We start from the raw sequence: 22,122 nt of genomic DNA, 5'->3' as shown, positions 1-22,122 counted from the left end.
CCGGCGCCACGACCATGCCTATCTGCGCAGCCTCTTAGAGCTGACAAATGCAAGATCGCCCCGTACAGGACAGTGGCTCGTCACAGCGGGCAGCTATCAGGCCCCACGCGATCGAGCGGTACAGCGTCGGCCACCAGCATCCGCTTCAGGTCGATACCGGTGAAGTCGCCATCGCCGCCGGATTCCGGGGATGACGAGGAGTGCCTGGTGACGATCGGCGCTGCCGCCGCCATCCTGTGTGCCTTCGTCCACTGGGTACCTGAGGTGTCAGTGGCGGCTGTCAGGATGACTCTTATGACGATCAAGGACGTAGCCCGGCATGACGTGAGCGAGCAGTGGATCGAACAGGCACTGGAGGGCATCGAGCGGCGGGCCCGCCACCGCTGGCACACGATGCAATACGACTGCTACTCCGATGAGGAGCTGCAGGCAATGCGCGACGAACTCCTCGACCACATAGCCGCCCGCACGGTGGCGGACCCCGAGCCCGGCACCGCCCCGTCACGCATCATCCTGCGCACGGTGGCCGAGTGCGCCCTGGGACTCCTGAGCCTTGGCTGCTACCCCAACGGAGACCAAGAGATCTCCTTCACCCTCATCGACAAGAAGCTCAGCAGCGAAGACACGGACTTCGAGGCCGTTGTGGAGCAGGCAGCCACCGCGAGGACCTGGCTGGCCGCGTTCGCTCTGTCTGTGATCAGCGGCATGGTCTGGGAACGGGACCTGGTCATCGGGCTGCTGCTGCGCGGCGACTTTGCGCCTGACATCCGCAACGGTGTGCCGCACTCGAAGCTGGAATCGACGTCGGACCTGGGCGAACTGGCGGAGATGGACGCCTTGTGCGGCTACCTCTCCCAGGCCGAAGGGCATCTGCCCCGGCACTGGCCGTCGGTAACACTATGCAAGCCGACCGCCGACGAACGCGCCGAGGCAACGCGGCAGCTCGATACCCTCGATGCCCTGACGCCAGATCAGCGCCTACTGCGCGTGCTCTTGGAGGATGACCAGCCGGCTTTCGAACAGGCCCTGGAGCATCGCCTCGTCCAGCACCGGGAGAGCGCACCCTCCGATGCGGCGCCCCGCAGCCTCCTGCCGCACAAGACCATCGCCCTGGCCGCCCTGGCAGTCCAAATACACGGCTGGGATTTGCGCATCCGATCTGCCTACCTGCCGCAAGCCATGCTCAGTGCCCCGGAAGGCGCGCCGTCGGTCAGTGGCTGAACCGGTGCCCTCACCACTGTCTCGGGCGCTGCCTCAGCACGAGCCGTGACCGCCCACTGGCTGGCTCACCCCGTCTAAGAACTCGCGCAGATTGGTGCGGCACCCCTGGCAGGTAGGCAGGCACAAGTCAGCCAGACTGGGCGATGGCGCGCAGGGCGTCGAAGGTCTCCTGTTCGTCTTGCTGGTCCCCGTAGTCGCTGAGTTTCACGACGACGGTCCTGCTTGCGGGGTCGACATAGATGTACTGCCCGTACACGCCGAGGGCGGAGTAGTCCTTGCCGTTGCCGCCGGGGGGATGCCACCACTGTGCGGAGTAGCCCCAGCCGTCGACTTTGTGGGGTGCTGGGGTGGCGATGCGCTTGATCCATGCCGGGGGGATGATCTGTTTGCCCTGGGCGCGGCCGTTGTTCAGGACGAGCTGGCCGAGCTTGGCGTAGTCGCGCGGGGTGGCGTTGATGCAGCAGAACGCCTTCTCGTCGCCGTCGTCGTGGTCAAGGTTCCAGGTGGCGCTGTCCTGTGCTCCCATCGGTGCCCAGATGTTCTCTGCCAGGAGGTCGGCCAGTGGTCGGCCTTGGACCTTGGCCAGGACCTGGCCGAGGAGTTCGGTGTTGATGCTGCGGTAGGCGCCTTGGCTGCCCGGCGGGAACTGCAGGTCGCGATGGTCGTGTGCGAAGGCGGGCAGGTCGCGGGTGAGGTACATCCGGGCGGTGCCGGTCAGCGGGTAGTACTCGTTGTAGTTCTCCGGGACGTCCACGCCTGAGGTCATATCGAGCAGGTCGCGCACCGTGATGGCGTCGTAGGCTCCGCCGGTCTTCAGTTGGGGCAGGATGTCGACCAGTCGGTCGCCTTCCTGGAGTCTGCCCTGCTCGATGGCTTTCCCGGCGAGCAGGGAGACCACCGACTTGGCGGCCGACCAGGAGGACAGGCGGGTGGTAGGGCCCACCCCTTCGCGGTACCACTCGTGGGTCAGCCGGCCGTTCCTGAGGACGAGGAAGGCGTTGGTGTGGGTGGTGGCCAGGAACTGCTCGGTCGGCACCCGCTCGCCCTTCCACGGCACGGTGGCAGGAAGCGGCTCGTTGTGGATGGGCAGGGGTGCCGGTGTGGCCGAGGCGGGGATCGTGCGGGTGGCGAACAGGTCGCCCTGCCGTGAGGGCTCGGTGTTCAGCAGTTGGGCCAGCGCGGTCGGGGAGGGGATGTCGAGCAGCGCGGTGGCCGTGTAGGAGCCGGCCACCAGCACGCCAAGCGCCACCAGCAGCGCGATGAGCGTGCGCTGTAGTGCGCGCCGTGCCCGCGGCTTCGCAGACCGCGAGGCGGCCGGGGTACGGTCGGTCGGCGCGGCTACCCGGGTGGCGGGGCCGGCGGCGGGAGCGGGCCGGTGGTTCACTGCCGGCTCGGAGTCGCTGCCCGGCGGGGCTTTCCGGTCCGTTTCGACAGCCTCGTCGGCGGCTTCCTCGGCAGGGTGGTGGTCAGGCATCTGCGTCCTTGGGGGCGGTGCGGGCGGTTGCGTCGACGGCCAGCCAGAATGCCTTCATCAGTGTCTGGAAGACGGCCTCGTCGTCCTGCGCGGCCAGGTGGGGCAGGTGCGTGGTGATGGCCGGATAGCGCTCGGGGGAGATGGTGGCGTATGCCCCGGCCCAGGCGTGCTCGTCAGCGGCGCGCACCTCCTGCGGGAGTGCGGCATACCCGGCACGCATGCCCGCGTACGCCAGCACGGTGTCGGCGAGCATCCGTTGGTACCGGGCCACACTGCCCTCGTCCAGACCGATCTCCTCCAGCGCCGCGAGCATCATCTCCATCGCGGCGAATTCCCCCGGGCCGCGGGTGGTCCGGCACGCGACGGCCGCACCGACGTACGGGTGGGCCTCGAAGACCTCTACCAGGGAGCGGGCCAGCTTCTGCAGCACTTCCCGCGGCCCCAGACTGTCGGGCACCCGCTCCACGGCCATGGTCAGCAGCCGGTCACCCACAGCCAGCAACAGTGCGTCCCGGTCCGCGAAATGCCGCCACACCGCCGACCGGTCCACCCCCAGTTCCTCCCCCAGAACCCGTCCGGTCAGCCCGTCCGGCTCCGCCCGCGCCGCGATCCGCACGGCGGCCTCCACGATCAGCTCCGGCGACAACCGCACCGCCCGGCCTTTGCCCACAGCCATATCCGCCCCACCCTCTCAATCATCAGCGTTGTCATCAATGATGACAACGCTGCGGTGAGTGGTCAACTCCAGGGCGGCACGACCATGTTGCGGCGACGTTCGGCAAGGGCCTCAGCCGAGCGCAGGTAGTCGAGACGATCACCAAGACCTGTGCCTGCCTTGCCGCCGGCCCCACCACCGCGCTCTGCGATCAACGGGGAGATCTGTGCCTGTTCTTCCGTCATGGCTGACCGAACCACTGTGGGGCCAGTTCTCGGCGTTGCTGCCCGAGCGGCCCCGCCTACCACCCTGACCATCCTCTGCGCTGCCGCCGTCCGCGCATCAAAGACCGGATCGTGTTCGACAAGCTCCTGCAGGTGCTGCGGTTCGGCTGCTCCTACGATGCGATCTCTGACACGACCTGCTCGGCCAGCACCAGCCGCAGCCGTCGCGACGAGTGGATCCGCCTGGGCATCTTCAGGAAGTTGAAGCAGATCGCGATCGACTCCTACGACCGCATCGTCGGCCTAATGCTGGATCAGGTTGCCATCGATGGCTCCATCACCAAGGCCCCCGGCGGCGGTGAGGTCGCCGGGCGCTCCCCGGTCGACCGGGGAAAACAGGGTCTGAAGCGCTCCGGCATGACCGACGGCTACGGAATCCCGCTCGGCCGTGTTCTGTCCGGAGCGAACAGCCACGACTCTCTGCTGCTGGCTCCGACCTTGGACCGCCTCGCGTACCTCAGGCCGCTGCCCGAGGACATCACGGTGCACCTGGACGCCGGATGCGACTCGAACAAGACCCCCGCCCTGCTCGGCGAACGCGGGCTGCACGGCCAGATAGCGCACAAGGGCGAGAAGGCCCCGATCCAGGCAAGCCAGCGGTGGCACGTCGAGCGCACCCACGCCTGGCAGAACGCCGTCCGCCGCATCTCCCACGGCTACGAACGCCGAGTCGACGTGATCGACGCCTTCTTCGACCTCGCGGACACGATCATCATCGTCCGCAGTCTGATCAGGCGATCCTGGACCACCCACCGCTGGGACAACCGCCCGAGGCGACGCCCGTGATCCCGCGCCTATCCGCGCGGGCTCTAAGGGGTGCCTTCCGGTTCGGCCCGATCCGGGACGGACGACAGGAGGTTCCGGAACACCAGGGCGCCGGCAGGCCGTCCCGCAGGTGTTCCGTAACCTCCCATCTCCGTGCATCCCAGCGGTGTGGAAGACCCGGAGATTTCGTGATGAGAGAGGAGGCGCGTCTCCAGGATGACTCAGGAGAGCGCCGCTTGGCGGGTCATGCGCCTCCAGGACTGAGCGCCGGCGCGCTGAATGCAAAGGAGCCCCGGACGCACTGTCCGGGGCTTCTTGCTGTTCGGGTGTCAGGCCAGGAGGAACGCCGCGGCGGTGGCGGCGCCGAGGGACGCGCCGGCCACCGTCTGGGCGACGGTGTGGTACGTCAGTGCCACACGGGACCAGCACACGGCTGCGGTGAGGATGTAGGCGAGCAGCCACCACGGGGAGTGGACGACGGCGAGCATCGCGACGACGGCGGAGGCCACCGCGCTGTCCACGCTGATCTTCCAGACCAGGTTGATGGTCAGGAGTCCGATGGTCATGGCCCACAGGGCGAGCATCGCGATGAGGATGCCGGTCGGCGCACGTCCAAGGACCATGGCGAGCGAACCGAGGCCGATGGACGCCAGGATGACGACGAAGATGGGGGCCCGCTTCGTGCGGTCCACCACGTGACGGTCGCCCCAGGTGCCCCGCTTGCGCTCCCACTCGATGTAGGCCGCGGGGATGATGCCGGCGCACAACGCGCCGAGCAGACCCCAGGGGATGCCGGTCCAGTCGCCGGCCGCTGCGATGCCGATGCCGAGCATGCCGGCCAGCAGGACGTTGCGAGGCTGGAGTATGTCGGTGACGGTCCTGGCCGCCGTCGTGATGGTCATGCGGTTGCTCCTGCGGTGGCGAGCAGGCGCTGCGCCTGGGATGGGTCGGTCTTCCGGAAGGCATTGGCGACATGCCGCAACCAGGCGACTTCGCCGTCCTGGTCAGTGGCCTGCTGCTGCTCGAACGCCGCGACCGGACCCGCAGGCGCCCCTCCCGCCTTGGCTGCGAGCGCGGCCTTGATCCAGTATGCCTGAGCGACAGCACCGTGGGCTTGCGGCCTCCCGCGGCCGGACGGAACGCCGCCGTGCCGCAGGTTCTCGGCGTGGCGAACTCTCTTGAGTTCCGGGTTGGGCCCGAGCGAGGTCCCGCCGAAGTGATGCGTCGGTGATAGCGGCGTTATCACCTGCTGCCACCCCAGCGCGACGCGGGCCCCAGCCTCCCAAGGAAGCTGGGGCCCCACCCATCCATCGCCGCGGTCTGCAGCCGCCTGTGGGATGCCGCGCTGCGGAGTACCGCTCACCCAACAGCTCAAGCAGACGTGGAATCTCCTGCTCCGGCATCATCCGTGTGACCGCGGCAGCCACGGACCGCGCGTCTCGCCAGTGGATCGCGTCAACCTCAGAGTGCTCGCCCGCGGATCCACCGTCTGCTTTTGCACTACGCGCTGCCGGCACTGGGGCAGCCTCAGTCTCCCCCGCGGTGATAACGGCGTTATCACCCCAGCGCTCCGCGGATCCACCATCTGCTTCTGCGCTACGCGTTGCCGGCATCCGGCCCCCCGGTGAGAAGCCCCTAGGTAATCTGTGGGACTCACTCCCCAGGCCCGAGTGATGGTGGGCCAGGCTAATCCGGGGACATGGCGGGACCGGTGAAGAGGCGGCACACGGGTCAGCTCTCCGCCTCTGCCCGTCGCGTCCGACTCACGCCGGCCATTCCTGGTCCCCCCGCCACGCGACGTACGTCATCGCGGCCAGGCCGCCGTTCGCCAGACCCTTGTAAGTCACCGTCCGGGCGGGACCGAGTTCGTGGGCGACCTGTCCGGCCAGGTCTCTGCCCTCGTGGAACAGCTGTTGCCAGGTGTCGTCGTACTTGCCCTCCACCCTGTCGCGGATGTCCAGATTCAGAGTGGTGTCGATCTCGTCCGCCCACCCGTACAGCGCGGCGACGAGGCCGTCGGACAGGTTCAGGGCCGCAGCCGGATCATCGGGGAAGAAGTCCCCGAATCCTTCGGAGCGCAGCGGACCGAACTGGAACTCGCCCTCGACGGTGAGGTCCACCGGGTGCGGAGGTGTGCCGTGACTGTCGCGCTCCCAGTGCAGGCGCTCGCAGCCCCAACACACCCACTTCGACGTCCGGCGGAGTTCGTCCCAGTAGCGCACTGCCCATGACGGCCCGAGGTTCCCGGCCAGTCGCTGAGCCGCCACCAGGCCCTGCTTCACATGCTTCCGCAGTTCCGGGCGGGAGGTGGATCCGCTCGGCGGGCGGGACCGCGTTACTCGGCGCATCGGAAGTTTACGGGGCGCCCAGCACCCCCAGGCCGGCCGGCACCTATGCGACGCCGACATGATCCACACCCAGCCCAACCAGGTCAGACCATAAAGAACAAGCTCAGCTCAGCCTTCGGCGTCCTCGTCGTCTACGTCGTTCGTCCACCGGCAAGCGGCGGACGGTAGTGCGGGGCCAGGGGGCTCGGACGATGCTTTTCCGGGGCCGAGTTGACCTACCAAGTGGCTCAATCCACGCTCCCGTCAGCGGCCTTGGCCCGGAACGCAACCGTCCGGATCGGACACCACCGACAAGATCGTAAAAAAGTTCGATCAAGCCCCCTGTCTGGGTGTTAGCTTGTAACCGGTGGTCGGATGACTGCCGTTTTATACGTAAGGAGGCTGTTATGGAAGAGCAGACCGAGCTGTCGAACGTAGAGCCGTACGCGCCCCCGATGCTCGTCGAGGTCGGCGAGTTCAGCGAGGACACGCTGGGCTTCATCGGCTGGGGCAAGGACATCTTCGGCCACTACGGCGGCTGATCGTCGACAGCTGACTCTCAGGAGCAAGCAGAGATGACCGGTACTGGGTTCGTGGTCCTGCCGGATACGGCGTCCGCAGCCGAGGCTCGCGCGGTGGTGCCCTGGGCGGCACCGCGGGTGTACTCGCATGCGTCAGGACGCCCATGGCTGGCGGGACGGTGGTCACCCGGCGAAATCCAGGTTGCCACCGCGGGCCCGGTTCGAGTGGCGGTGATCGGGGTCTGCCCGGTCACCGCCACGCGGTTGTCCCAACTCACCGCGCGGATACGGACGGTGTCCGATGTGGACACCCTGGCGGCGGCGCTGCCGGGCTCCTGCCACGTGGTCGCCTCGGTCGACGGGCAGCTGCGCGTCCAGGGCAGCCTGACCGGACTGCGCCGGGTGTTCCACGCCCGGGTGAAGGGTCTGACGGTGGCCGCGGACCGGGCCGACGTCCTGGCCGCGATGACCGGCGCCGGAATCGATGAAGATGCCCTGGCCGTACGGGTGGCCTGCGGAGGTCTCGTCCCGTCTCCGCTCAGCGACCGGCCCCTGTGGAAGGGCATCTCCCCGCTGGCTCCCGACCACTGCCTGGTCTGGGACCGCGAACGGGCCCGCGAGGTGCGCTGGTGGCAGCCACCGGCCCCCGAACAGCCGCTGTCGGCCGGGGCGCAGGCCGTACGGGAGACGCTCGCCACCGCCATGCAGGACCGCGGACCGGCCGAGGGCCGGTTGAGCACGGACCTGTCCGGCGGCATGGACTCCACCTCCTTGTGCTTTCTCGCCGCCCGCAACGTCCCGGACCTTTTGACGTTCCGCTGGGGCGAGGCCGAGGCGGGCAACGACGACGCCGCCTTCGCCGCCCACTCCATCGGCACCCTCGACCGGGCCGAGCATCTGGTGGTGCCCCCCGCCGAACTCCCCGCACTGTTCGCCGACGCGGACACGCCGATCGACGCCGAAGAGCCCTACCCCTTCGTCCGTACCGCCGCACGCACACACCACACCGCGCAGCTGCTCGCCGACCGCGGATCGCGCCGCCATCTCGCCGGCCACGGCGGGGACGAACTCTTCACCCCGTTCCCCGGCTACCTGCACCAGCTGCTCCGCCGCCGTCCGCTGACCGCGATCCGGCACGTCCGCGGATACGCCGCACTCAAGCGCTGGCCGCTGCTGCACACCCTGGCCGCCCTGGCGCACCCCGGTGACGAGGCGGCATGGTGGCGGGCGCAGGCCGATCACCTCACCGACCCGCCGCTGCACAAGCGCCGCCCCAGCCTGGGCTGGGGCCTGTGGCCCTTGCGCGCCCCGTCCTGGGTCACCGGCACGGCCGTCGAGGAAGCCCGGCGCGCACTACGGCACACCGCAGGCAGCGCCCAGCCGCTCTCCCGCGACCTGGGGCAGCACCAGTCGCTGCTCGCCGTGCGCACCAGCGCCCCCTGGTACCGCATGCTGGCCCGCCCGTTCGCCGACGCCGGCGTCCAGCTCGACTCGCCGTTCTTCGACGACCGCGTCGTCGAAGCCGTCCTGCGGGTCCGCGTCCACGAGCACTCCGGCCCCTGGCGCTACAAGCCGCTGCTGGCCGAGGCGATGCGCGGCATCGTGCCCGAGACGGTGCTGGGCCGCTCCACCAAGGGTGAATTCAGCGAGGAAGCCAGCTCCGGACTGCGCCGCAACCTGCCCGCGATTCTCGACCTGTTCGCCGACTCCGCACTGGCCGCCCACGGCCTGATCGACCCCGGCGAACTGCGCACCCGCCTGCTCGCCCCGCAGGCGGACAACGCCATGGGCATCGCCCTGGAACCCCTGATCGGCTGCGAAACGTGGCTACGCGCCGCCACCCGACCCACCCCTGCTTGGAGGTTCGACGACCATGCGTCTGCATCCTGACGTGGTCTCCACCGACACCGACGACGGCACCGTGCTGCTCAACGAACGCACCGGACGGTACTGGCAGCTCAACGCCACCGGAGCCCACGTGCTGCGACAGCTCCTCGACGGCCACAGCCCCGACGACATCGCGGCCGGCGTCGCGACCCGGCACCGGATAGACCGCTCCCGGGCCGACCAAGACGTCACCACCGTGATCGACCAGCTCCGTACCGCGGAGCTGGTGATCGCGTGAGCATGCCCGTCGCGCTGGCCGAACGCCGCCGACTGCCCCCGCACCGCCGCCTGGTGCCCCTGCTGGCGGTCGGCTTCGCCCGCCTGCTCGCCAAGGCCAAACCCGCCCGGCTGCGCACCGTCCTCGAATTCGCCCGCCGCGGCGCGGCCCCGGCCACGGCCGACCAGGCCCTCGCGGCCCGCGAAGCGGTCGTCTCGGTCAGCCTGCGCTGCGCCGGCCAGGGCTGCCTGCAACGCTCCATCGCCACCGCCCTGCTCTGCCGCACCCGCGGCGTCTGGCCCACCTGGTGCACCGGCGTACGCACCCACCCCTTCGCCGCCCACGCCTGGGTGGAAGCCGACAACCACCCCATCGGCGAACCCCACCCCAAGGGCCACTTCAAACCGCTGATCTCCATCCCCCCGCTGCGCCGGGACGAGGCGAAGGCAGGGGCCGGCGTGGACGGATGAGCCGTCCTCGAGCGGCCCCGGCCCGGCCCTACGACGGCTCCCGTTGCCCTTGAGCGGTGTCTGACGGGAAGTCAGGCGTGATTTTCAGCGACAGGAGTTGGGGGCGCTTCGCGGTGCGGCCGTCGCCGGAGGACTGGCCGCGCAGACGGCGTACGAGCCACGGGCCGAGGAAAGCGGCCACCCAGCGCAGCTCGGCTGCCGCCGCTTGCCGGCTTGTGGGGACCGCCTGCGGTGGCAGGGGGAGCGTCCAGGCGTCGTTGCTTCCGGGGAGGCCGACGGCGTGGGCGACGGCCGCGGCGATCCGCTCGTGTCCGAGGGGACTGGCGTGCAGCCGGTCCGCGGTCCACAGCCGCGGGTCGGTGGTGACGGCATGCGCGGCGGTTTCGGCGACTGTGACGTGGTGACGGGCGGCCGCGGCGCGGATGCGGGCGTTGAGGTCGAACACGCGGGCCCTGAGCGGCCGGGCAAGGGGAGCGATCTTCCCCACGTCCGGGAAGGTGAGGGTGACCACGTGGGCTCCGGCGCCCGTGAGCGCGGCGAACATCTCCTCCAGGTGCCCGGCCACCTCTGCGGTGTCCGACCGGGGCCGGAGCAGGTCGTTGACTCCGGCGACGACGGTGGCCAGGTCGGGGCGCAGGGCCAGGGCGGGCCCCAGCTGTTCGGCGCGGACCTCGCCGGCGAGGCGTCCTCGTACGGCCAGATTGGCGTACTGGAGCGAGGAGTTGACGGCCGCGAGGCGCTCGGCGATCCGGTCCGCGAAACCGCGCAGGCCCGTGGTGTCGTCGCCGTCCCCGAGTCCTTCGGTCTGGCTGTCGCCCAGGGCGACGTAGCGCAGGTATTCACCGTTCGGCATGCGTCGCCTGCCTTTCCCGCAGGACGGCGGCGATACGCAGGCACCAGTCGCGGTGGCCCTGCTCGAAGGTCAGGCCGCGCAGACAGGTCAGGTACGGCCCGATCCGTTCGCCCCGGCGCAGGAACTCCTCCTCATCCGCATCGCCACGCATCCGCCGCAGCAGCTTGCCGAGAAGTTCGATCTTGGCCTCGGCCGCGGACGCGCGCTCTTCGAGCTGTCCGATCACCGGCGCGGTGCCGATGCGGTCGGCGGCCTGCACCTTGACGAGCAGGTCATCGCGGATGAACGAGGGCTTCGAAGCGGCCGCCGCGAATGCTTCCAGCTCGGCGATACCGGCGTCGGTGACCTGGAACAGACGCTTGTTCGGCCGGGTCTCCTGGACCACCTGCCGGCCCGTGACCAGCCCTTCCTTCTCCAGCTTGGCCAGCTCGGCGTACAGCTGCTGAGGAAGTGCGTGCCAGAAGTTCGCGACGCCGACGTCGAACGCCTTCGCCAGCTGGTATCCGCTGTACTCGCAGTCCAGCAACGCCGCCAGCACGGCATGCCGCAAAGCCATCGAAGCAACCCCTTCCCTTTTTTCGTCCGCCCGTGCAGCATCATACTCAGTCATAGTCAAGAAAATGACTAATCACATTCATGAGTATCTGGAGGGGTCATGGACACTGCCGCCATGGAGACTGCCGAACGCTTCCGCACCGCCGTGGACAAGCGCGATCTCGCCGCACTGGACGACCTGCTCACCGACGACATCCGCCTCTACAGCCCGGTGAAGTTCACCCCCTTCGAGGGCAAGCCCATGGTGCTGGGGCTCTTCGGCGTACTGCTGCGCACCTTCGAGGACTTCCGCTACATCGGGCACTTCGAGGGCACGGCCGAGACCAGCACCGACGGCGACGAAGCTCCGTCGGCGGTCCTGCTCTTCCGGGCCACCGTGCACGGCAAGCAGATCCACGGCATCGACCTCCTCCAGTTCGACGAGACGGGCCGGGTCAAGGAGTTCACCGTGATGGTCCGGCCCCAGTCCGCCGTACACGCCCTGGGCGAGGCGGTCCTCACCGGCCTGGTCGCCGACGGCCTCGTCCCCGGCAAGGATTAGCTACGACGCGTGCGCACGTGAGCGAGGAGACGGTGCTCAGCATTCCTCGGTGCGTGGGCGCGGGGCCAGGGGTGGTGCAACGAGGTTCACGGTGTGGGCAGTCCGGGCCCTGAGCAGTGCACGTCGGCGCGCGGCACGGTCCCGTCGACCAGGTAGGCCGCGGCCGCATCGTCCACGCAGCGGTTGCCCCGGCTGGCGAACACCCCGTGTGAGTAGTCGTTGTGCAGGGTGACCAGACGTGCGCCGGGCAGCCTGCGCCGTAGCGTGCGAGCGCCGTCGATCGGGGTGACGGGGTCGTGCTCGGAGGCGATCAGCAGGGCCGGCGGCGCCTCGGGGCTGCCGAGGTGTGTGCGGTGGGTGGGCCGGTGGTGCCAGTACACGCACACCGAGGCCTCCATCCCGGTCAGCACCGGCTGCGGATCGAGCCGCCGCATGCGCCGGAGGTCGGCCACGACGTGGGCCGGGGTGGGCGCTTGCCCGTCCGCGCACTTGACCGTGCGGTTGGCGGCCTCGTAGGTACGCGACGCCACACCGTCGAAGGGCTCTGCCGGGCGGAGCGGCTCTACGGTGCCGTCGCGCAGATACGCCCGCAGCCCGTCGGCGAGTCCCGCCCAGCGCTCGGTACGGCCCAGCGCCCGGTACACGGTGCGGTCGAACTCCGCCGCCCCGAAGCCGCCCACGGGGTGCTTGGCGAGGCCGTCGCGCACCCGCAGGTATGCGGCACGTACGGCCGCGGCGCCGGCACCGAGCCCGAAGCGCCTTTCGTGGCGGGCGGCCCAGGCGAAGAACGCCTCGCGCTGACGCAGCAAGGCCCGGCCTCGCCACGCTCACCCTGCTCCTGCTGATACTGGTCGCCGGCGGGCTCGGCGTCCTCGCCGCCCGGTACGAAGGACGGCTCGCGGACCGCGTCATCAGCTCGGTGACCCTGGGCGTCTACGCCGTGCCAGAGTTCGCCCTCGGGGTGCTGCTGGTCGCGCTCTTCGCGCTGCGCCTGGGCTGGCTGCCGCCGACCGCCCCGGTCACGCCCCCGCCCTCCAGGTGGACGCCCTCACCGCCCGCCACCGCACCACCACCGTCGTCCACCCCACGGATCTGCGCCTCGACCCCGGCGCCTGTCTGTCCGTCATAGGCCGCTCAGGCAGCGGCAAAACCACCCTCGCCCGATGCCTCGCCGGGCTCCACCGGACCTACGACGGAGAGATCCTGCTCGACGGCACCGCCTTGCCCAAGAGCCTCCGTCACCGCACCCGCGAGCAATTGGCTGCGGTGCAGTACGTCTTTCAGGACGCCCGCGCCGCATTCGACGACTACCGCCCGGTCGTGGACCAGGTGGCCCGCAGCGCCGTACGCCTGCGCAATGTCCCCCGGCCCGAAGCCGTAACCGACGCCGAACTCACTCTCAGCGCCCTCGGTCTCCCCGGCGACCTCGTACGCCGCAAACCCGGACAGCTCTCCGGCGGTGAACTCCAGCGCGCCGCCCTGGCCCGCGCCCTGCTGGCCCGCCCCAGGGTCCTGATCTGCGATGAAATCACCTCCGGCCTGGACACCGTCACCCGCCGGCGCCTCCTCGCCCTCCTCGCCGGCCTCCTGCAGACCCGCCCGGAACTGTCCCTGGTCCTCATCACCCACGATCGCGACACCGCAACCCTCGCCACCCGAATCGCGGTCCTCGACGCGGGCCACCTCGTCGAACAGGGCCCGACCGAGCGCCTACTCACCGCCCCCCACCACCCACTCACCGCCACACTGCTGCAGCCGTCGCCCGGCGCGTCCGGTGCCCTGCCCGGCGGCCGCGCGGTCTCGTCCCAGGGCACAGCTCGGTAGAGGCCGACCCTGCATCGTGCGCGGCATACCGTCCACACGGAAACGCCATACCAGGTAGCGCCCCCCACTGCCGAAATGGCGCGCTGCCCCGGGATCTGGATCAGCATCAAGAAGCCGGAAGACCTCGTCGTGCTGTGCCGCGAGCGGGGGCCCGCCGCTACCTGGCGCCGGCCCTGCTGTTCGGGTTGGACCGCCCCACCCTCACCCATGCAGTCGGTAAGACCCGCGACAGCTGCAGGTATGCGTGAGCGGAGAATCCTTCTTCTCTGATCGCTAGCGACGAATGTCAGACGCGATCGGTCCCTGCGGCCGCTCTTCACGGGTGTAGGTCACTCGTTCACCCGGCCGGAGAGTCGCCGGCCCGCCGCCCGGCTCCCGCAATTCCGCGTAGGGAGCAAGAACATCGGCCCCGTCTTCGTCCGCCCGGATGATGGCCTCCTGTCGTGCGTCGCTGGCCGCCTGCACGGTTCCAGACCTGCGAATTTTCATCTGAACTCCCGGTGTGGTGCTGTGGGTTCTGCCGCACTTCTCCAGCAGTGAAGGTGGCTTGACGAACGCGCCGCCGCCGAGTGAGATCACAATTGGGCGGCTTCTGCTGTTCCATCATCCTTACGCCTAACCGGTTATTTCCAGGAAAAGCGGCGCGCACTGACTTATTTGCGGCACGGCTACGCTCCGGGCGCATGTCTGGCCGAGTAACCAATCTCGCGCGCCCTCCAGTGAGGCTGTTACGGTCTCGGCAGACGGCAGGCGATAAATGTGCGAGTTGGGTTGCCAGAGCCTGGTGACGCCCGTGCCCCAATTGACCACTGCGGTAACCGTGTAAGCCGATGATATGGGATACGCATTCCATGCCGGAGCCTGCTGGGGTCCCGCGGTGGCGGAGTTCGTCGAGGGCGATGACACGTAATCCGGACAGCGATCCGCAGCCGTCCGGCCAGATTGCTGTGCCCAGGCGCCGTGGCCGCAAGGGTGGCAGGCCCTCCACCTCGGCCGCGCCACGATGAGCTTGCCGGAGTGACACCAGGCGCGCCAACGCCGCCGGGAAGCGAATGGCCCCACACCCACACCGATCTGGCGGACTCTCGCTCTCCTGGGGCACCCGCTGTGTGCCGCACCGCGTGCGGCAGGATGGCAGTTCGCGTCGGGATGTCCGCGGACGTCCCGACGCATTCACAGTCCTAGAGACAAGCAGGTGGCAAGGTGACGCAACATCACATCCGGTGCTCGGCAGAGCCGTTTCTCCGGGCAGTGGGGGTCGGCCGGTGAACCGTGCGCTCACACTGCATGACTTGATCGTCGCCGGGGCCGCGCTGGCCGCCGGCATCGCGGCCGGCCTGTTGCTGCGGGCGGCCTTGCGGTGGCTGGCCGGGCACGCGCGCAGGACGCGGTGGAGCGGGGACGACGTCATCGTGGATGCGCTGCGGTCCGTGGTGCCCTGGGCGGCGATCTGCGCCGGCCTGGCGGCGGCCACCGCTGCGCTGCCGCTGACGGCGACGATCGGACACAACGTCAACCGGACGCTGACCGTGCTGCTCATCCTGGTCGTCACGCTCACCGCGGCGCGGGTGATCACCGGCCTGGTGAGGTCCCTGGCCCAGTCCAGATCCGGAGTGGCGGGATCGGCCACCATATTCGCCAACATCACCCGCATCGTGGTGCTGGCGATGGGCGTTCTCGTCGTGTTGCAGACGCTGGGCATCTCCATAGCTCCGCTGCTCACCGCCCTGGGTGTGGGAGGCCTTGCGGTGGCCCTGGCACTGCAGGACACCCTCGCCAATCTCTTCGCAGGCGTGCATGTCCTCGCGTCGAAGACGGTGCAGCCCGGTGATTACATCCGGCTCAGCAGCGGCGAGGAGGGCTATGTCGTCGACATCAACTGGCGTAACACCGTGGTGCGTCAGCTCTCCAACAACCTGGTGATCATCCCCAACGCCCAGCTGGCCGGCACCAACATGACCAACTTCACCCGGCCGGAACAGCGACTGTCGATCCTGGTACAGGCGGGAGTTGGCTACGACAGCGATCTCGAACACGTCGAGCGGGTCACCATCGAGGTCGTCAAAAGCGTGATGACCGACGTCAGCGGTGCTCTCCCCGACCATGAACCAGCCGTCCGCTTTCACACATTCGGAGACTCCAGGATCGGCTTCACGGTGATCCTGGGGGTCGGCGAATTCAGCGACCAGTACCGGATCAAGCACGAGTTCATCAAGCGCCTGCACCAGCGGTACCGCGCCGAGGGCATCAAGATTCCCGCCCCGACGCGGACCGTGGCATTGCATCCGTCCGACGGGATCGCGATTCCGCACCAGCGTGGGACGTCGGACCTGGTGCCGTAGGGACGCGGTGGGTGGTCTGCCACGGAGATGGACCACGGAAAGTCTTCGTGTTCCGGGAGATTCGGTTCCGGGCTGTTCATGGCTATCTCCTTGGCGGAAGTTCCCACCGCTTCGGGAGCACAATCTTGTTCGCAAAGGTCAGGGGCACGGAGGCCGTTGATACGTATCGGATAGGCGTCTGGGATCCCGATGAAAACTCACACTCGTGCTCCAGAAAATCGGGAACGCACTACCATCCGCTGCACGCCGCCCGTGCCGCTGCACGCTGCACGGGCGAGATTCAGGTGAATCGATCTACTGCGACGGGGAGTTCTCCCGGGATCTGTCCGCCCTTTGCCCCGCGGAATGCTGTCTCAGGGGCCGATTCCGCCATGAGACCGTCACGTCCCAGACACCGGTACCGATGCGGGTACCGGTGTCTGGGACGCATCACGCGACGGTGATTACTTCACGTTGAGGCCTGTCCAGGCGGCGCCGACTGCCTTGTACTCGGCGCTGGTCGTGCCGTACAGGTCGCCCGCCGCCTTCAAGGTCGCGGTACGCGCGGCCTTGTAGTTGGTGGTGGAGGTCATGTACGTGGTCAGGGCCTTGTACCAGATCTTCTCGGCCTTGTCCCGGCCGATGCCGGTGACCTTGGAGCCGTCGTAGGTGGGGCTGTTGTAGCGGACGCCGTTGATGGTCTTGGCGCCGCTGCCCTCGGACAGCAGGTAGAAGAAGTGGTTGGCGACACCGGAGGAGTAGTGGACGTCCTTGTTGCCGACGCCGCTGGACCAGTAGTCGGCCGAGGCTCCGTCCTTGCTGGGCTTGTCCATGTAGCGCAGCGGGGTGCCGTCGCCGTTGATGTCGATCTTCTCGCCGATGAGGTAGTCGCCCGGGTCCGAGGCGTTCTTGGCGTAGAACTCGGCCGAGGTGCCGAAGATGTCGGAGGTGGCCTCGTTGAGGCCGCCGGACTCGCCGCTGTAGTTGAGACCGGCGGTGGCCGCGGTGACGCCGTGGCTCATCTCGTGGGCGGCCACGTCGAGGGCGGTGAGCGGGTGGGAGTCTCCCTCGCCGTCACCGTAGGTCATGCAGAAGCAGCCGTCGTCCCAGAAGGCGTTGACGTAGTTGCTGCCGTAGTGGACGCGTGAGTAGGCGCCCTTGCCGTCGTTGCGGATGCCGTTGCGGCCGAAGGTGTTCTTGTAGAAGTCCCAGGTGACGGCCGCCCCGTAGTGCGCGTCGACGCCGGCGGTCTGGCGGCCGCCGCCCCATACGTCGTCCGCGTCGGTGAAGAGCGTGCCGGTGCCCGACGTCCCCTGCTTGAGGTCGTACGTCTTGTGGCCGCCGCGGGCACCGTCGGTGAGCCGGTAGGTCGATCCGCTCTTGGTGGTGGTGAGCGCGACCTTGCCGCTGTAGGTGCTGGTGCCGGTGCCGGTCTCGATGGCCTCGTTCTGGAACAGCTTCTTGCCCGTGGTCGCGTCGGTGACGACGTGCAGTTCGCTGGGCGTGCCGTCCTTCTGTACGCCGGTGACGACGGTTTCGTACGCGAGGGCCGGCTTGCCCGTGGCGGCCCAGATCACCTTGCGCGGCGCGGCGGAGGTGTTGGTCTTGGCGTCCTTCTGCGCGGCGGCAGCGCTGAGTGCGCTCTTCTTCGCGGCGGAGGGGGCGAGCGCGGCGGACGTACTGGCCACGGATATACGGGCGTTGGTCGCCTTGGTGACGCTCTGGCTGCCGTTCTTGGCCTGGTGTACCACCAGGTCACCGCCGAGGACGGGCAGCCCGGCGTAGGTGCGCTCGTACCGGGTGTGCACCGTGCCGTCCGCGTCCTTGATGACGTCCCGGACGACGAGCTTCTCCTGCGTGCCGAGGCCGATCTTCGCGGCGGTGGCGGAGGCGCTGTTCTGAGCATCCTGGAACGCGGATGCCCGCTGCGCGGCGGAGAGGTGGACCGCCGACGCGCCGGTCGCGTGGTCCGGCTGCGCGCTGGCCGATCCGGCCTGGACGCCGACGGCGACCATGGCGGCCGAGGCGACCAGCGCCGCAGCGCGCAGGGTGTTCTTGCGGGGGGTGGACGAGATCCGTCTCAACTCGGTCTCCCTTATGAGGGCCGCGGGGTCGCGGTCCCAAGAGGTGGCCGGGCAGCCGAGGGGTGGGGTGCCCGGTGGAGCAGAAGTGAATCGCCGTGAGATTGCCATGAGTTGACTTCTTTTGACAGATGTTCAACATGCAAGAAACAATAAATTTACCAATGGGATCGGTTTGTGAACCCTCTCCAGGGCCTGATGTAGGTCTTGCTTTCGGCCCTGGTTCCGCTCTTGTCTCCGCCCCGGTCTCATGCTCTGACGCAGGCCTTTGGTCAGGTTCTGGGGCAGGCCTTGAGTTAGGCCCTTGGTCAGGCTCTTGGGGTTGGGTGCCTGCGGGTGCCGCCCCCAACGACAGCCCGAACGCGGTGACGTCGAAGGCGAACTCCCGGCCGGGACCGGCGCGGACGGTGGCGATCCCGACAGGTGGCGAACCAGACCCACGGTCCGGGCCGGTTGAATCCCACGAACTGGATTTCGCGCGCCCACACCCGGAAGGCTTACGGGAACGGACGCCATTCCTTCAATCGCCGGGTATTCGCCGGGCGTGCGCGGGGCCGCATAGACGGCTTCGGGTGGAAGGGGTGCCGAAGGGGATACGCCGAGCCGAGAGCGACGCCGGCGGGTTCACCGCGCACATGGCCTCGGAGATGCGTGGCCGTTGTGCGGTCTCCAACCCGGGTATAGAGAACTGTTTCACCATCAACTACAACTTTGCCGACTCTTGGTGTAGTTGGAACAGTTTTTACACCAGTCTCGAACGCAACAGCGGTGGCACGAGAGGCAATCGGCACGATGACGAAGCGGAACGACACAACAATCCGGTACGCAAGCCGGCTGATGGCACTGTCCACGGCGGCATTGGGGCTGGTCACGGCGATGGCCATGCCGGCAGCCGCGGATGACGGCCCGACCCGCGAGCGGCTCATAGCCGACTGCGCTTCGGGTGAGGGGAAATGCAGCTTTAACGAGCCGACCCTCGGCAAGGCGTACCTGGGGGACTTCCGGCAGGTCTCCAACTCGCTCTACAACTGCAGCACTTCGGACGCCACGCAGTCGATGGGTTGGTCGGACACCGTGGGCTCGACGGACTCCGCGGGTGTCTCGGTGACCGCCGGCGGGAAGATCGCCGATCTTATCGATCTGAGCGTGACCGCGACGTACAGCCACACCTGGTCGAGTTCGCATACCGAGAACAGCTCCCTGAACATGACGGTGAAGCCCGGTGAGGTGGGCTGGATCTCCCGCGCTCAGGTCATGCAAGCCGTATCGGGGACCTGGCAGACGCACTACGACAGCCCGAAGTGGGGACACTACTTCTGGTTCGTGCCCGACACCGTCACGGGGCCCGCGTCCAATGGCACGGACGGCCAGAGCAATGCCGTAACGGTCAAGACCCGCAAGATGACCACGGCGGAGAAGGCTTCGTGTGCTTCCGGCGTGAAGAAGGATAGGGCGTTTGTGGTGAAGCACTGACGTGCTGACGCGCTGATGTGCTGGAGCGCGATGGGTTCGGGTCCTGTGCCCGCGCCCCCGCGCCCCCGTGCCGGCGCCCGACGCCTCGGTAGCCGTGCCTCCCGGCCGTCGGGGGTACGCGGCTGCGGTGAACTGCCGTACCTGGTCGAGCCGGCGCTACCTCGGCCGGGCTGGCGCAGCGAGTGCTCAGTTCACCGTCCGTGGGAAGCGCCGGCCAGTCGGTGCTGCGGCGAGCGGAGGCATCCGAGGCGAGCCGGGTCAGGGCGTGGGCCAGGCGGCGGCACCGTTCAGGCCTGCAGCCGCTCCCGCAGTTCCTCGACATCGGCGAGGAACCATGTCTGCCGCCCACGGTTGCATTCACGGACGAAGTCCCGCAGCGCCGAACTGGCCGTCGTATGGCGGGAGATGTTGCCGAGTACGACGATCCCCACGCGGGGGCCCGCTGCCGGCGCGGCATCGACGTGACTCACTCTGGTTCGCGTAACTGGCGCCAGGGAACTGGGTCTCACCTCAACTCGCGCATGGCCGATGCCTGCATTGACGGCATCGACCCCGCGTCTGCGTCGCTGACCGCGACTCTTCGCGCTGCAGGGCTGGTTCGGCGCGTACTGATGCATCTCCGGGGGTTGGGGACGACTCCATTCGCGGTATCCACTGCGGACATTGCCCCCCTCCAACTCCAAATGCTTCGATTTTCCCTTCGCCGAGGAGGGGGTAGTGTTTCTGAAATCGAAGCGCCAGCCTGCTTGGAAAGGAACCACCGAGCGAGATGCCCTCGGCTCCCAGACCAGGACGCCCAGTCCGCGGCTCCACCACGGGCCGGCCCCTCATGGCCGCACTTGACCTGTTCGGCCGACGCTGGACCTTGCGGATCATGTGGGAACTACGCGACCAGCCGTTGGGGTTCCGGCCGTTGCAGCAGCGGTGCGATGGCATGTCCTCGAGTGTGCTTCAGCAGCGTCTGGTCGAGCTGCTGGAGGCTCGATTGGTAGAGCGCGGCACTGCTGACGGCTACTGCCTGACGGCGCTCGGGAAAGAGGCCTGCGACATGTTGGGCGGCCTGCACGGGTGGTCCGAACGCTGGGCTGCGGAGCTCGGGACGTGGGCACCTGACCCACCGGATCAGGTGTCATAGCCGGCGCGCGTTGGGGGAGGGTGCGCGGTGGTGAGGAGACCGTAGAGACTGTGGTGCGAGCGTTGTCGCCTCGAGATGGCTCAGGCGCCGAGGCGGGTGGGGCCGTCGTCGCGCCGGTGGCTGTGGCCCTTCGGCGTGTCCGGGTGGCGTCCCGAGTCGATCGATGGGCTTGAGGACCTTCGGAGGACGTCCCGAGAGCCCGTGGGACGTCCCCTTCTCTTCGCGTGAGCCGTCGCCCCCGCAAGGCCTATCGCCCCCGGCCCTGTGGCACGGCTCGGCGCCCCGAATGCCCCGCCCTACCGCTCGGCGGCCGGCCGGTAGGTGCATACCTGCACCCCCGTGCCGCTGGTGACCGTGGAGACCAGCTCGAGCGTGCGCAGCGCACCGTCGTCGAGGAAGATCGTCTTTCCGCCGCCGAGCAGCACCGGCATGATCATGAGCCGGAGCTCGTCGACCAGGCCCTCGTGCAGGAGGGTGCGTACGAGCGTGGGGCTGCCCATGACCAGCAGGTCGCCACCATCTCTCTCATGCAGTTCCCGGATGCGGGCTACGGCCTCGTTGCCAGGGATGCGCGTGGTGTTCTCCCACGTCAGCCCGTCGTCGCCCAGCGTCTGGGACACGACGTACTTCGGGATGGCGTTCATCTGGTCGGCGAACGGGTCGCCGGCTCGCTCGGGCCACGCCGCGGCCATCGTCTGCCATGTGCGGCGCCCGAACAGCAGCGCCTCGGCCTTGGTCATCGCGTCGGTAAACGCACCGCCCACCACCTCCGGATCGAAGAACGGGTGCGACCACCCGCCATGGGCAAAGCCACCGTCGGTGTCCTCGTCGGGTCCGCCCGGCGCCTGCACGACGCCGTCCAAGCTCATGAACTCACTGATGACGATGCGCATGGGACTCGCTCCTTTTCCTCGCTCCGGGGTTACGGCAAGAGAGACTGTCGCGCCACGCCGAATTCATCGCGCTCATCCGATCCTGCGGCTGAGTGCCCACTTGACCATTCGTCAGATCGCCATGCCGTACGAGGCGTGATCATCCACGACCAAGATCCGCGTGCGCAACAGTCCTGGCGGCGAGGCGTGGGGAGTGCAGAATGCAGTCCTGCGTCGGTATGTCTCAACCGTCCGCCCCTGGAGCTCGCGGGTCCCGTCAGCTCCAGAGCTGGGAGGTGACGACGGGGGGCGTGTCGGCCGGCCTGCCTGCTGGGTAGGTGAGGGTCATCCGAGTGTAGTGCCACTGCCCAGGGTGACCGGGGCGGTGCTGTGGGTGGTCGAATCGTACGTGGACGCGGTAGCTGTGGAAGTGGCCTGCTGCGCAGAAGGGTCGGCAGTCGTTGACCGCATCGCTTCCCTCGGCGACAGCGGACTGCGGCTGCCATTGCGACCACCGGAGCGATTTGAGGACGTTGTTGCCGTCGCCGCAAGCGAGCAGGAAGGCGCCGGGGCGGACCTGTGGTTGCCCGGCGCAGTCGATGGCAGCTACACGGGCTCGCGTCGGCGGCCCCGAAGAAGCGGAGGC

Annotated in this window: 22 protein-coding genes and 3 pseudogenes; 12 read left to right on the top strand and 13 right to left on the bottom strand. The window is 68.5% G+C overall.

Going from position 1 to position 22,122, the window contains the following annotated elements; genetic code table 11:
- Positions 1-80: 80 nt before the first annotated feature.
- On the bottom strand, positions 81-233 hold the full coding sequence (locus ACZ4S3_RS20155; protein ID WP_467935996.1) for a hypothetical protein: 153 nt from the start codon (positions 231-233) through the stop codon (positions 81-83).
- A 61-nt stretch (positions 234-294) separates the two neighbouring features.
- Here ACZ4S3_RS20155 and ACZ4S3_RS20150 point away from each other — a divergent pair, with 61 nt between their 5' ends.
- Positions 295-1,221 (top strand): immunity 49 family protein, encoded by a 927-nt coding sequence (locus tag ACZ4S3_RS20150; protein WP_467935994.1) that lies wholly within the window; start codon positions 295-297, stop codon positions 1,219-1,221.
- Between the two features lie 127 nt (positions 1,222-1,348).
- Here ACZ4S3_RS20150 and ACZ4S3_RS20145 read toward each other — a convergent pair whose 3' ends face one another.
- The 3 genes from ACZ4S3_RS20145 to ACZ4S3_RS20135 form a co-directional block, all read right to left on the bottom strand.
- Positions 1,349-2,695, bottom strand: a complete 1,347-nt coding sequence (locus ACZ4S3_RS20145; RefSeq protein ID WP_467935992.1) for a serine hydrolase domain-containing protein — start codon at positions 2,693-2,695, stop codon at positions 1,349-1,351.
- A complete protein-coding gene (locus tag ACZ4S3_RS20140; RefSeq protein ID WP_467935990.1) occupies positions 2,688-3,371 on the bottom strand; it encodes a TetR/AcrR family transcriptional regulator in 684 nt (227 codons plus the stop codon). Before ACZ4S3_RS20140 ends, ACZ4S3_RS20145 begins: the two co-directional genes overlap by 8 nt.
- A gap of 62 nt (positions 3,372-3,433) precedes the next feature.
- Positions 3,434-3,595, bottom strand: coding sequence for a hypothetical protein (locus ACZ4S3_RS20135; protein WP_467935988.1), 162 nt, complete (start codon positions 3,593-3,595; stop codon positions 3,434-3,436).
- Between ACZ4S3_RS20135 and ACZ4S3_RS20130 the strand changes: the two are divergent.
- Positions 3,577-4,420 (top strand): annotated as a pseudogene (locus ACZ4S3_RS20130) (IS5 family transposase). The gene ACZ4S3_RS20135 and the pseudogene ACZ4S3_RS20130 sit on opposite strands and share 19 nt — an antisense overlap.
- A gap of 308 nt (positions 4,421-4,728) precedes the next feature.
- On the opposite strand, the gene ACZ4S3_RS20125 reads toward ACZ4S3_RS20130, so the two are convergent.
- From ACZ4S3_RS20125 to ACZ4S3_RS20115, 3 genes are all read right to left on the bottom strand, one after another.
- Complete coding sequence (locus tag ACZ4S3_RS20125) at positions 4,729-5,301, bottom strand: hypothetical protein (protein ID WP_467935986.1); 573 nt, start codon at positions 5,299-5,301, stop codon at positions 4,729-4,731.
- Positions 5,298-5,645, bottom strand: a complete 348-nt coding sequence (locus ACZ4S3_RS20120) for a DUF6545 domain-containing protein (RefSeq protein ID WP_467936461.1) — start codon at positions 5,643-5,645, stop codon at positions 5,298-5,300. The genes ACZ4S3_RS20125 and ACZ4S3_RS20120 overlap by 4 nt, the downstream gene beginning before the upstream one ends.
- A gap of 517 nt (positions 5,646-6,162) precedes the next feature.
- Positions 6,163-6,747 (bottom strand): hypothetical protein, encoded by a 585-nt coding sequence (locus ACZ4S3_RS20115; protein ID WP_467935984.1) that lies wholly within the window; start codon positions 6,745-6,747, stop codon positions 6,163-6,165.
- 386 nt (positions 6,748-7,133) lie between these two features.
- On the opposite strand from ACZ4S3_RS20115, the gene ACZ4S3_RS20110 reads away from it, so the two are divergent.
- Genes ACZ4S3_RS20110 through ACZ4S3_RS20095 form a run of 4 tightly spaced genes read left to right on the top strand, consistent with a single transcriptional unit; the run spans position 7,134 to position 9,821 of the window.
- Positions 7,134-7,268 (top strand): lasso RiPP family leader peptide-containing protein, encoded by a 135-nt coding sequence (locus ACZ4S3_RS20110; RefSeq protein ID WP_169314248.1) that lies wholly within the window; start codon positions 7,134-7,136, stop codon positions 7,266-7,268.
- A 33-nt stretch (positions 7,269-7,301) separates the two neighbouring features.
- On the top strand, positions 7,302-9,137 hold the full coding sequence (locus tag ACZ4S3_RS20105; protein ID WP_467935981.1) for a lasso peptide isopeptide bond-forming cyclase: 1,836 nt from the start codon (positions 7,302-7,304) through the stop codon (positions 9,135-9,137).
- The gene (locus ACZ4S3_RS20100; protein ID WP_403498489.1) at positions 9,121-9,372 is read left to right on the top strand and encodes a lasso peptide biosynthesis PqqD family chaperone; all 252 of its coding nucleotides are present in this window, start codon (positions 9,121-9,123) and stop codon (positions 9,370-9,372) included. The genes ACZ4S3_RS20105 and ACZ4S3_RS20100 overlap by 17 nt, the downstream gene beginning before the upstream one ends.
- Positions 9,369-9,821, top strand: a complete 453-nt coding sequence (locus ACZ4S3_RS20095) for a lasso peptide biosynthesis B2 protein (RefSeq protein ID WP_467935978.1) — start codon at positions 9,369-9,371, stop codon at positions 9,819-9,821. Before ACZ4S3_RS20100 ends, ACZ4S3_RS20095 begins: the two co-directional genes overlap by 4 nt.
- 28 nt (positions 9,822-9,849) lie before the next feature.
- Here ACZ4S3_RS20095 and ACZ4S3_RS20090 read toward each other — a convergent pair whose 3' ends face one another.
- The gene (locus ACZ4S3_RS20090; RefSeq protein ID WP_467935976.1) at positions 9,850-10,674 is read right to left on the bottom strand and encodes an SGNH/GDSL hydrolase family protein; all 825 of its coding nucleotides are present in this window, start codon (positions 10,672-10,674) and stop codon (positions 9,850-9,852) included.
- Complete coding sequence (locus ACZ4S3_RS20085; protein WP_467935974.1) at positions 10,661-11,230, bottom strand: PadR family transcriptional regulator; 570 nt, start codon at positions 11,228-11,230, stop codon at positions 10,661-10,663. Before ACZ4S3_RS20085 ends, ACZ4S3_RS20090 begins: the two co-directional genes overlap by 14 nt.
- A gap of 114 nt (positions 11,231-11,344) precedes the next feature.
- Between ACZ4S3_RS20085 and ACZ4S3_RS20080 the strand changes: the two genes are divergently transcribed.
- Positions 11,345-11,770 carry a nuclear transport factor 2 family protein gene (locus tag ACZ4S3_RS20080; protein ID WP_467935972.1) on the top strand — a complete coding sequence of 142 codons (426 nt, stop codon included), beginning with the start codon at positions 11,345-11,347 and terminating at the stop codon, positions 11,768-11,770.
- An 86-nt stretch (positions 11,771-11,856) separates the two neighbouring features.
- Here the strand turns inward: ACZ4S3_RS20080 and ACZ4S3_RS20075 are convergent, their stop codons facing one another.
- A complete protein-coding gene (locus ACZ4S3_RS20075; protein ID WP_467935970.1) occupies positions 11,857-12,579 on the bottom strand; it encodes an alpha/beta hydrolase in 723 nt (240 codons plus the stop codon).
- An 8-nt stretch (positions 12,580-12,587) separates the two neighbouring features.
- Here ACZ4S3_RS20075 and ACZ4S3_RS20070 point away from each other — a divergent pair.
- The 3 genes and pseudogenes from ACZ4S3_RS20070 to ACZ4S3_RS20060 all read left to right on the top strand — a co-directional run.
- Positions 12,588-12,785 (top strand): annotated as a pseudogene (locus tag ACZ4S3_RS20070) (ABC transporter permease); the annotation flags it as partial.
- Positions 12,692-13,594: pseudogene (locus tag ACZ4S3_RS20065) on the top strand (ATP-binding cassette domain-containing protein); the annotation flags it as partial. The pseudogenes ACZ4S3_RS20070 and ACZ4S3_RS20065, both read left to right, overlap by 94 nt.
- A gap of 1,265 nt (positions 13,595-14,859) precedes the next feature.
- The gene (locus tag ACZ4S3_RS20060) at positions 14,860-15,936 is read left to right on the top strand and encodes a mechanosensitive ion channel family protein (RefSeq protein WP_467935968.1); all 1,077 of its coding nucleotides are present in this window, start codon (positions 14,860-14,862) and stop codon (positions 15,934-15,936) included.
- Positions 15,937-16,379: 443 nt separating this feature from the next.
- Here the strand turns inward: ACZ4S3_RS20060 and ACZ4S3_RS20055 are convergent, their stop codons facing one another.
- Positions 16,380-17,999 (bottom strand): M4 family metallopeptidase, encoded by a 1,620-nt coding sequence (locus ACZ4S3_RS20055; RefSeq protein ID WP_467935966.1) that lies wholly within the window; start codon positions 17,997-17,999, stop codon positions 16,380-16,382.
- 789 nt (positions 18,000-18,788) lie between these two features.
- On the opposite strand from ACZ4S3_RS20055, the gene ACZ4S3_RS20050 reads away from it, so the two are divergent.
- Entirely contained in the window at positions 18,789-19,469 is a 681-nt protein-coding gene (locus ACZ4S3_RS20050) for a hypothetical protein (protein ID WP_467935964.1), read from the top strand.
- A 287-nt stretch (positions 19,470-19,756) separates the two neighbouring features.
- Here the strand turns inward: ACZ4S3_RS20050 and ACZ4S3_RS20045 are convergent, their stop codons facing one another.
- Positions 19,757-19,939, bottom strand: a complete 183-nt coding sequence (locus ACZ4S3_RS20045) for a DUF4180 domain-containing protein (RefSeq protein WP_467935962.1) — start codon at positions 19,937-19,939, stop codon at positions 19,757-19,759.
- Positions 19,940-20,238: 299 nt separating this feature from the next.
- Between ACZ4S3_RS20045 and ACZ4S3_RS20040 the strand changes: the two genes are divergently transcribed.
- On the top strand, positions 20,239-20,604 hold the full coding sequence (locus tag ACZ4S3_RS20040; RefSeq protein WP_467935960.1) for a winged helix-turn-helix transcriptional regulator: 366 nt from the start codon (positions 20,239-20,241) through the stop codon (positions 20,602-20,604).
- A gap of 296 nt (positions 20,605-20,900) precedes the next feature.
- Here the strand turns inward: ACZ4S3_RS20040 and ACZ4S3_RS20035 are convergent, their stop codons facing one another.
- Complete coding sequence (locus ACZ4S3_RS20035) at positions 20,901-21,497, bottom strand: dihydrofolate reductase family protein (protein WP_467935959.1); 597 nt, start codon at positions 21,495-21,497, stop codon at positions 20,901-20,903.
- Positions 21,498-22,122: the final 625 nt, after the last annotated feature.

It is taken from the genome of Streptomyces sp. NPDC028368 (genome assembly GCF_055565615.1).
The sequence above is the reverse complement of the archived record's forward strand: the minus strand, read 5'-3'. Positions and strand labels throughout refer to the sequence as shown.

Excerpts from the sequence above, each read along its gene's own strand:
- ACZ4S3_RS20155 (WP_467935996.1), bottom strand. The coding sequence starts at position 233 with ATGGCGGCGGCAGCGCCGATCGTCACCAGGCACTCCTCGTCATCCCCG.
- ACZ4S3_RS20150 (WP_467935994.1), top strand. The coding sequence starts at position 295 with ATGACGATCAAGGACGTAGCCCGGCATGACGTGAGCGAGCAGTGGATC.
- ACZ4S3_RS20145 (WP_467935992.1), bottom strand. The coding sequence starts at position 2,695 with ATGCCTGACCACCACCCTGCCGAGGAAGCCGCCGACGAGGCTGTCGAA.
- ACZ4S3_RS20140 (WP_467935990.1), bottom strand. The coding sequence starts at position 3,371 with ATGGCTGTGGGCAAAGGCCGGGCGGTGCGGTTGTCGCCGGAGCTGATC.
- ACZ4S3_RS20135 (WP_467935988.1), bottom strand. The coding sequence starts at position 3,595 with ATGACGGAAGAACAGGCACAGATCTCCCCGTTGATCGCAGAGCGCGGT.
- ACZ4S3_RS20125 (WP_467935986.1), bottom strand. The coding sequence starts at position 5,301 with ATGACCATCACGACGGCGGCCAGGACCGTCACCGACATACTCCAGCCT.
- ACZ4S3_RS20115 (WP_467935984.1), bottom strand. The coding sequence starts at position 6,747 with ATGCGCCGAGTAACGCGGTCCCGCCCGCCGAGCGGATCCACCTCCCGC.
- ACZ4S3_RS20110 (WP_169314248.1), top strand. The coding sequence starts at position 7,134 with ATGGAAGAGCAGACCGAGCTGTCGAACGTAGAGCCGTACGCGCCCCCG.
- ACZ4S3_RS20105 (WP_467935981.1), top strand. The coding sequence starts at position 7,302 with ATGACCGGTACTGGGTTCGTGGTCCTGCCGGATACGGCGTCCGCAGCC.
- ACZ4S3_RS20100 (WP_403498489.1), top strand. The coding sequence starts at position 9,121 with ATGCGTCTGCATCCTGACGTGGTCTCCACCGACACCGACGACGGCACC.
- ACZ4S3_RS20090 (WP_467935976.1), bottom strand. The coding sequence starts at position 10,674 with ATGCCGAACGGTGAATACCTGCGCTACGTCGCCCTGGGCGACAGCCAG.
- ACZ4S3_RS20085 (WP_467935974.1), bottom strand. The coding sequence starts at position 11,230 with ATGGCTTTGCGGCATGCCGTGCTGGCGGCGTTGCTGGACTGCGAGTAC.
- ACZ4S3_RS20080 (WP_467935972.1), top strand. The coding sequence starts at position 11,345 with ATGGAGACTGCCGAACGCTTCCGCACCGCCGTGGACAAGCGCGATCTC.
- ACZ4S3_RS20050 (WP_467935964.1), top strand. The coding sequence starts at position 18,789 with ATGACGAAGCGGAACGACACAACAATCCGGTACGCAAGCCGGCTGATG.
- ACZ4S3_RS20040 (WP_467935960.1), top strand. The coding sequence starts at position 20,239 with ATGCCCTCGGCTCCCAGACCAGGACGCCCAGTCCGCGGCTCCACCACG.
- ACZ4S3_RS20035 (WP_467935959.1), bottom strand. The coding sequence starts at position 21,497 with ATGCGCATCGTCATCAGTGAGTTCATGAGCTTGGACGGCGTCGTGCAG.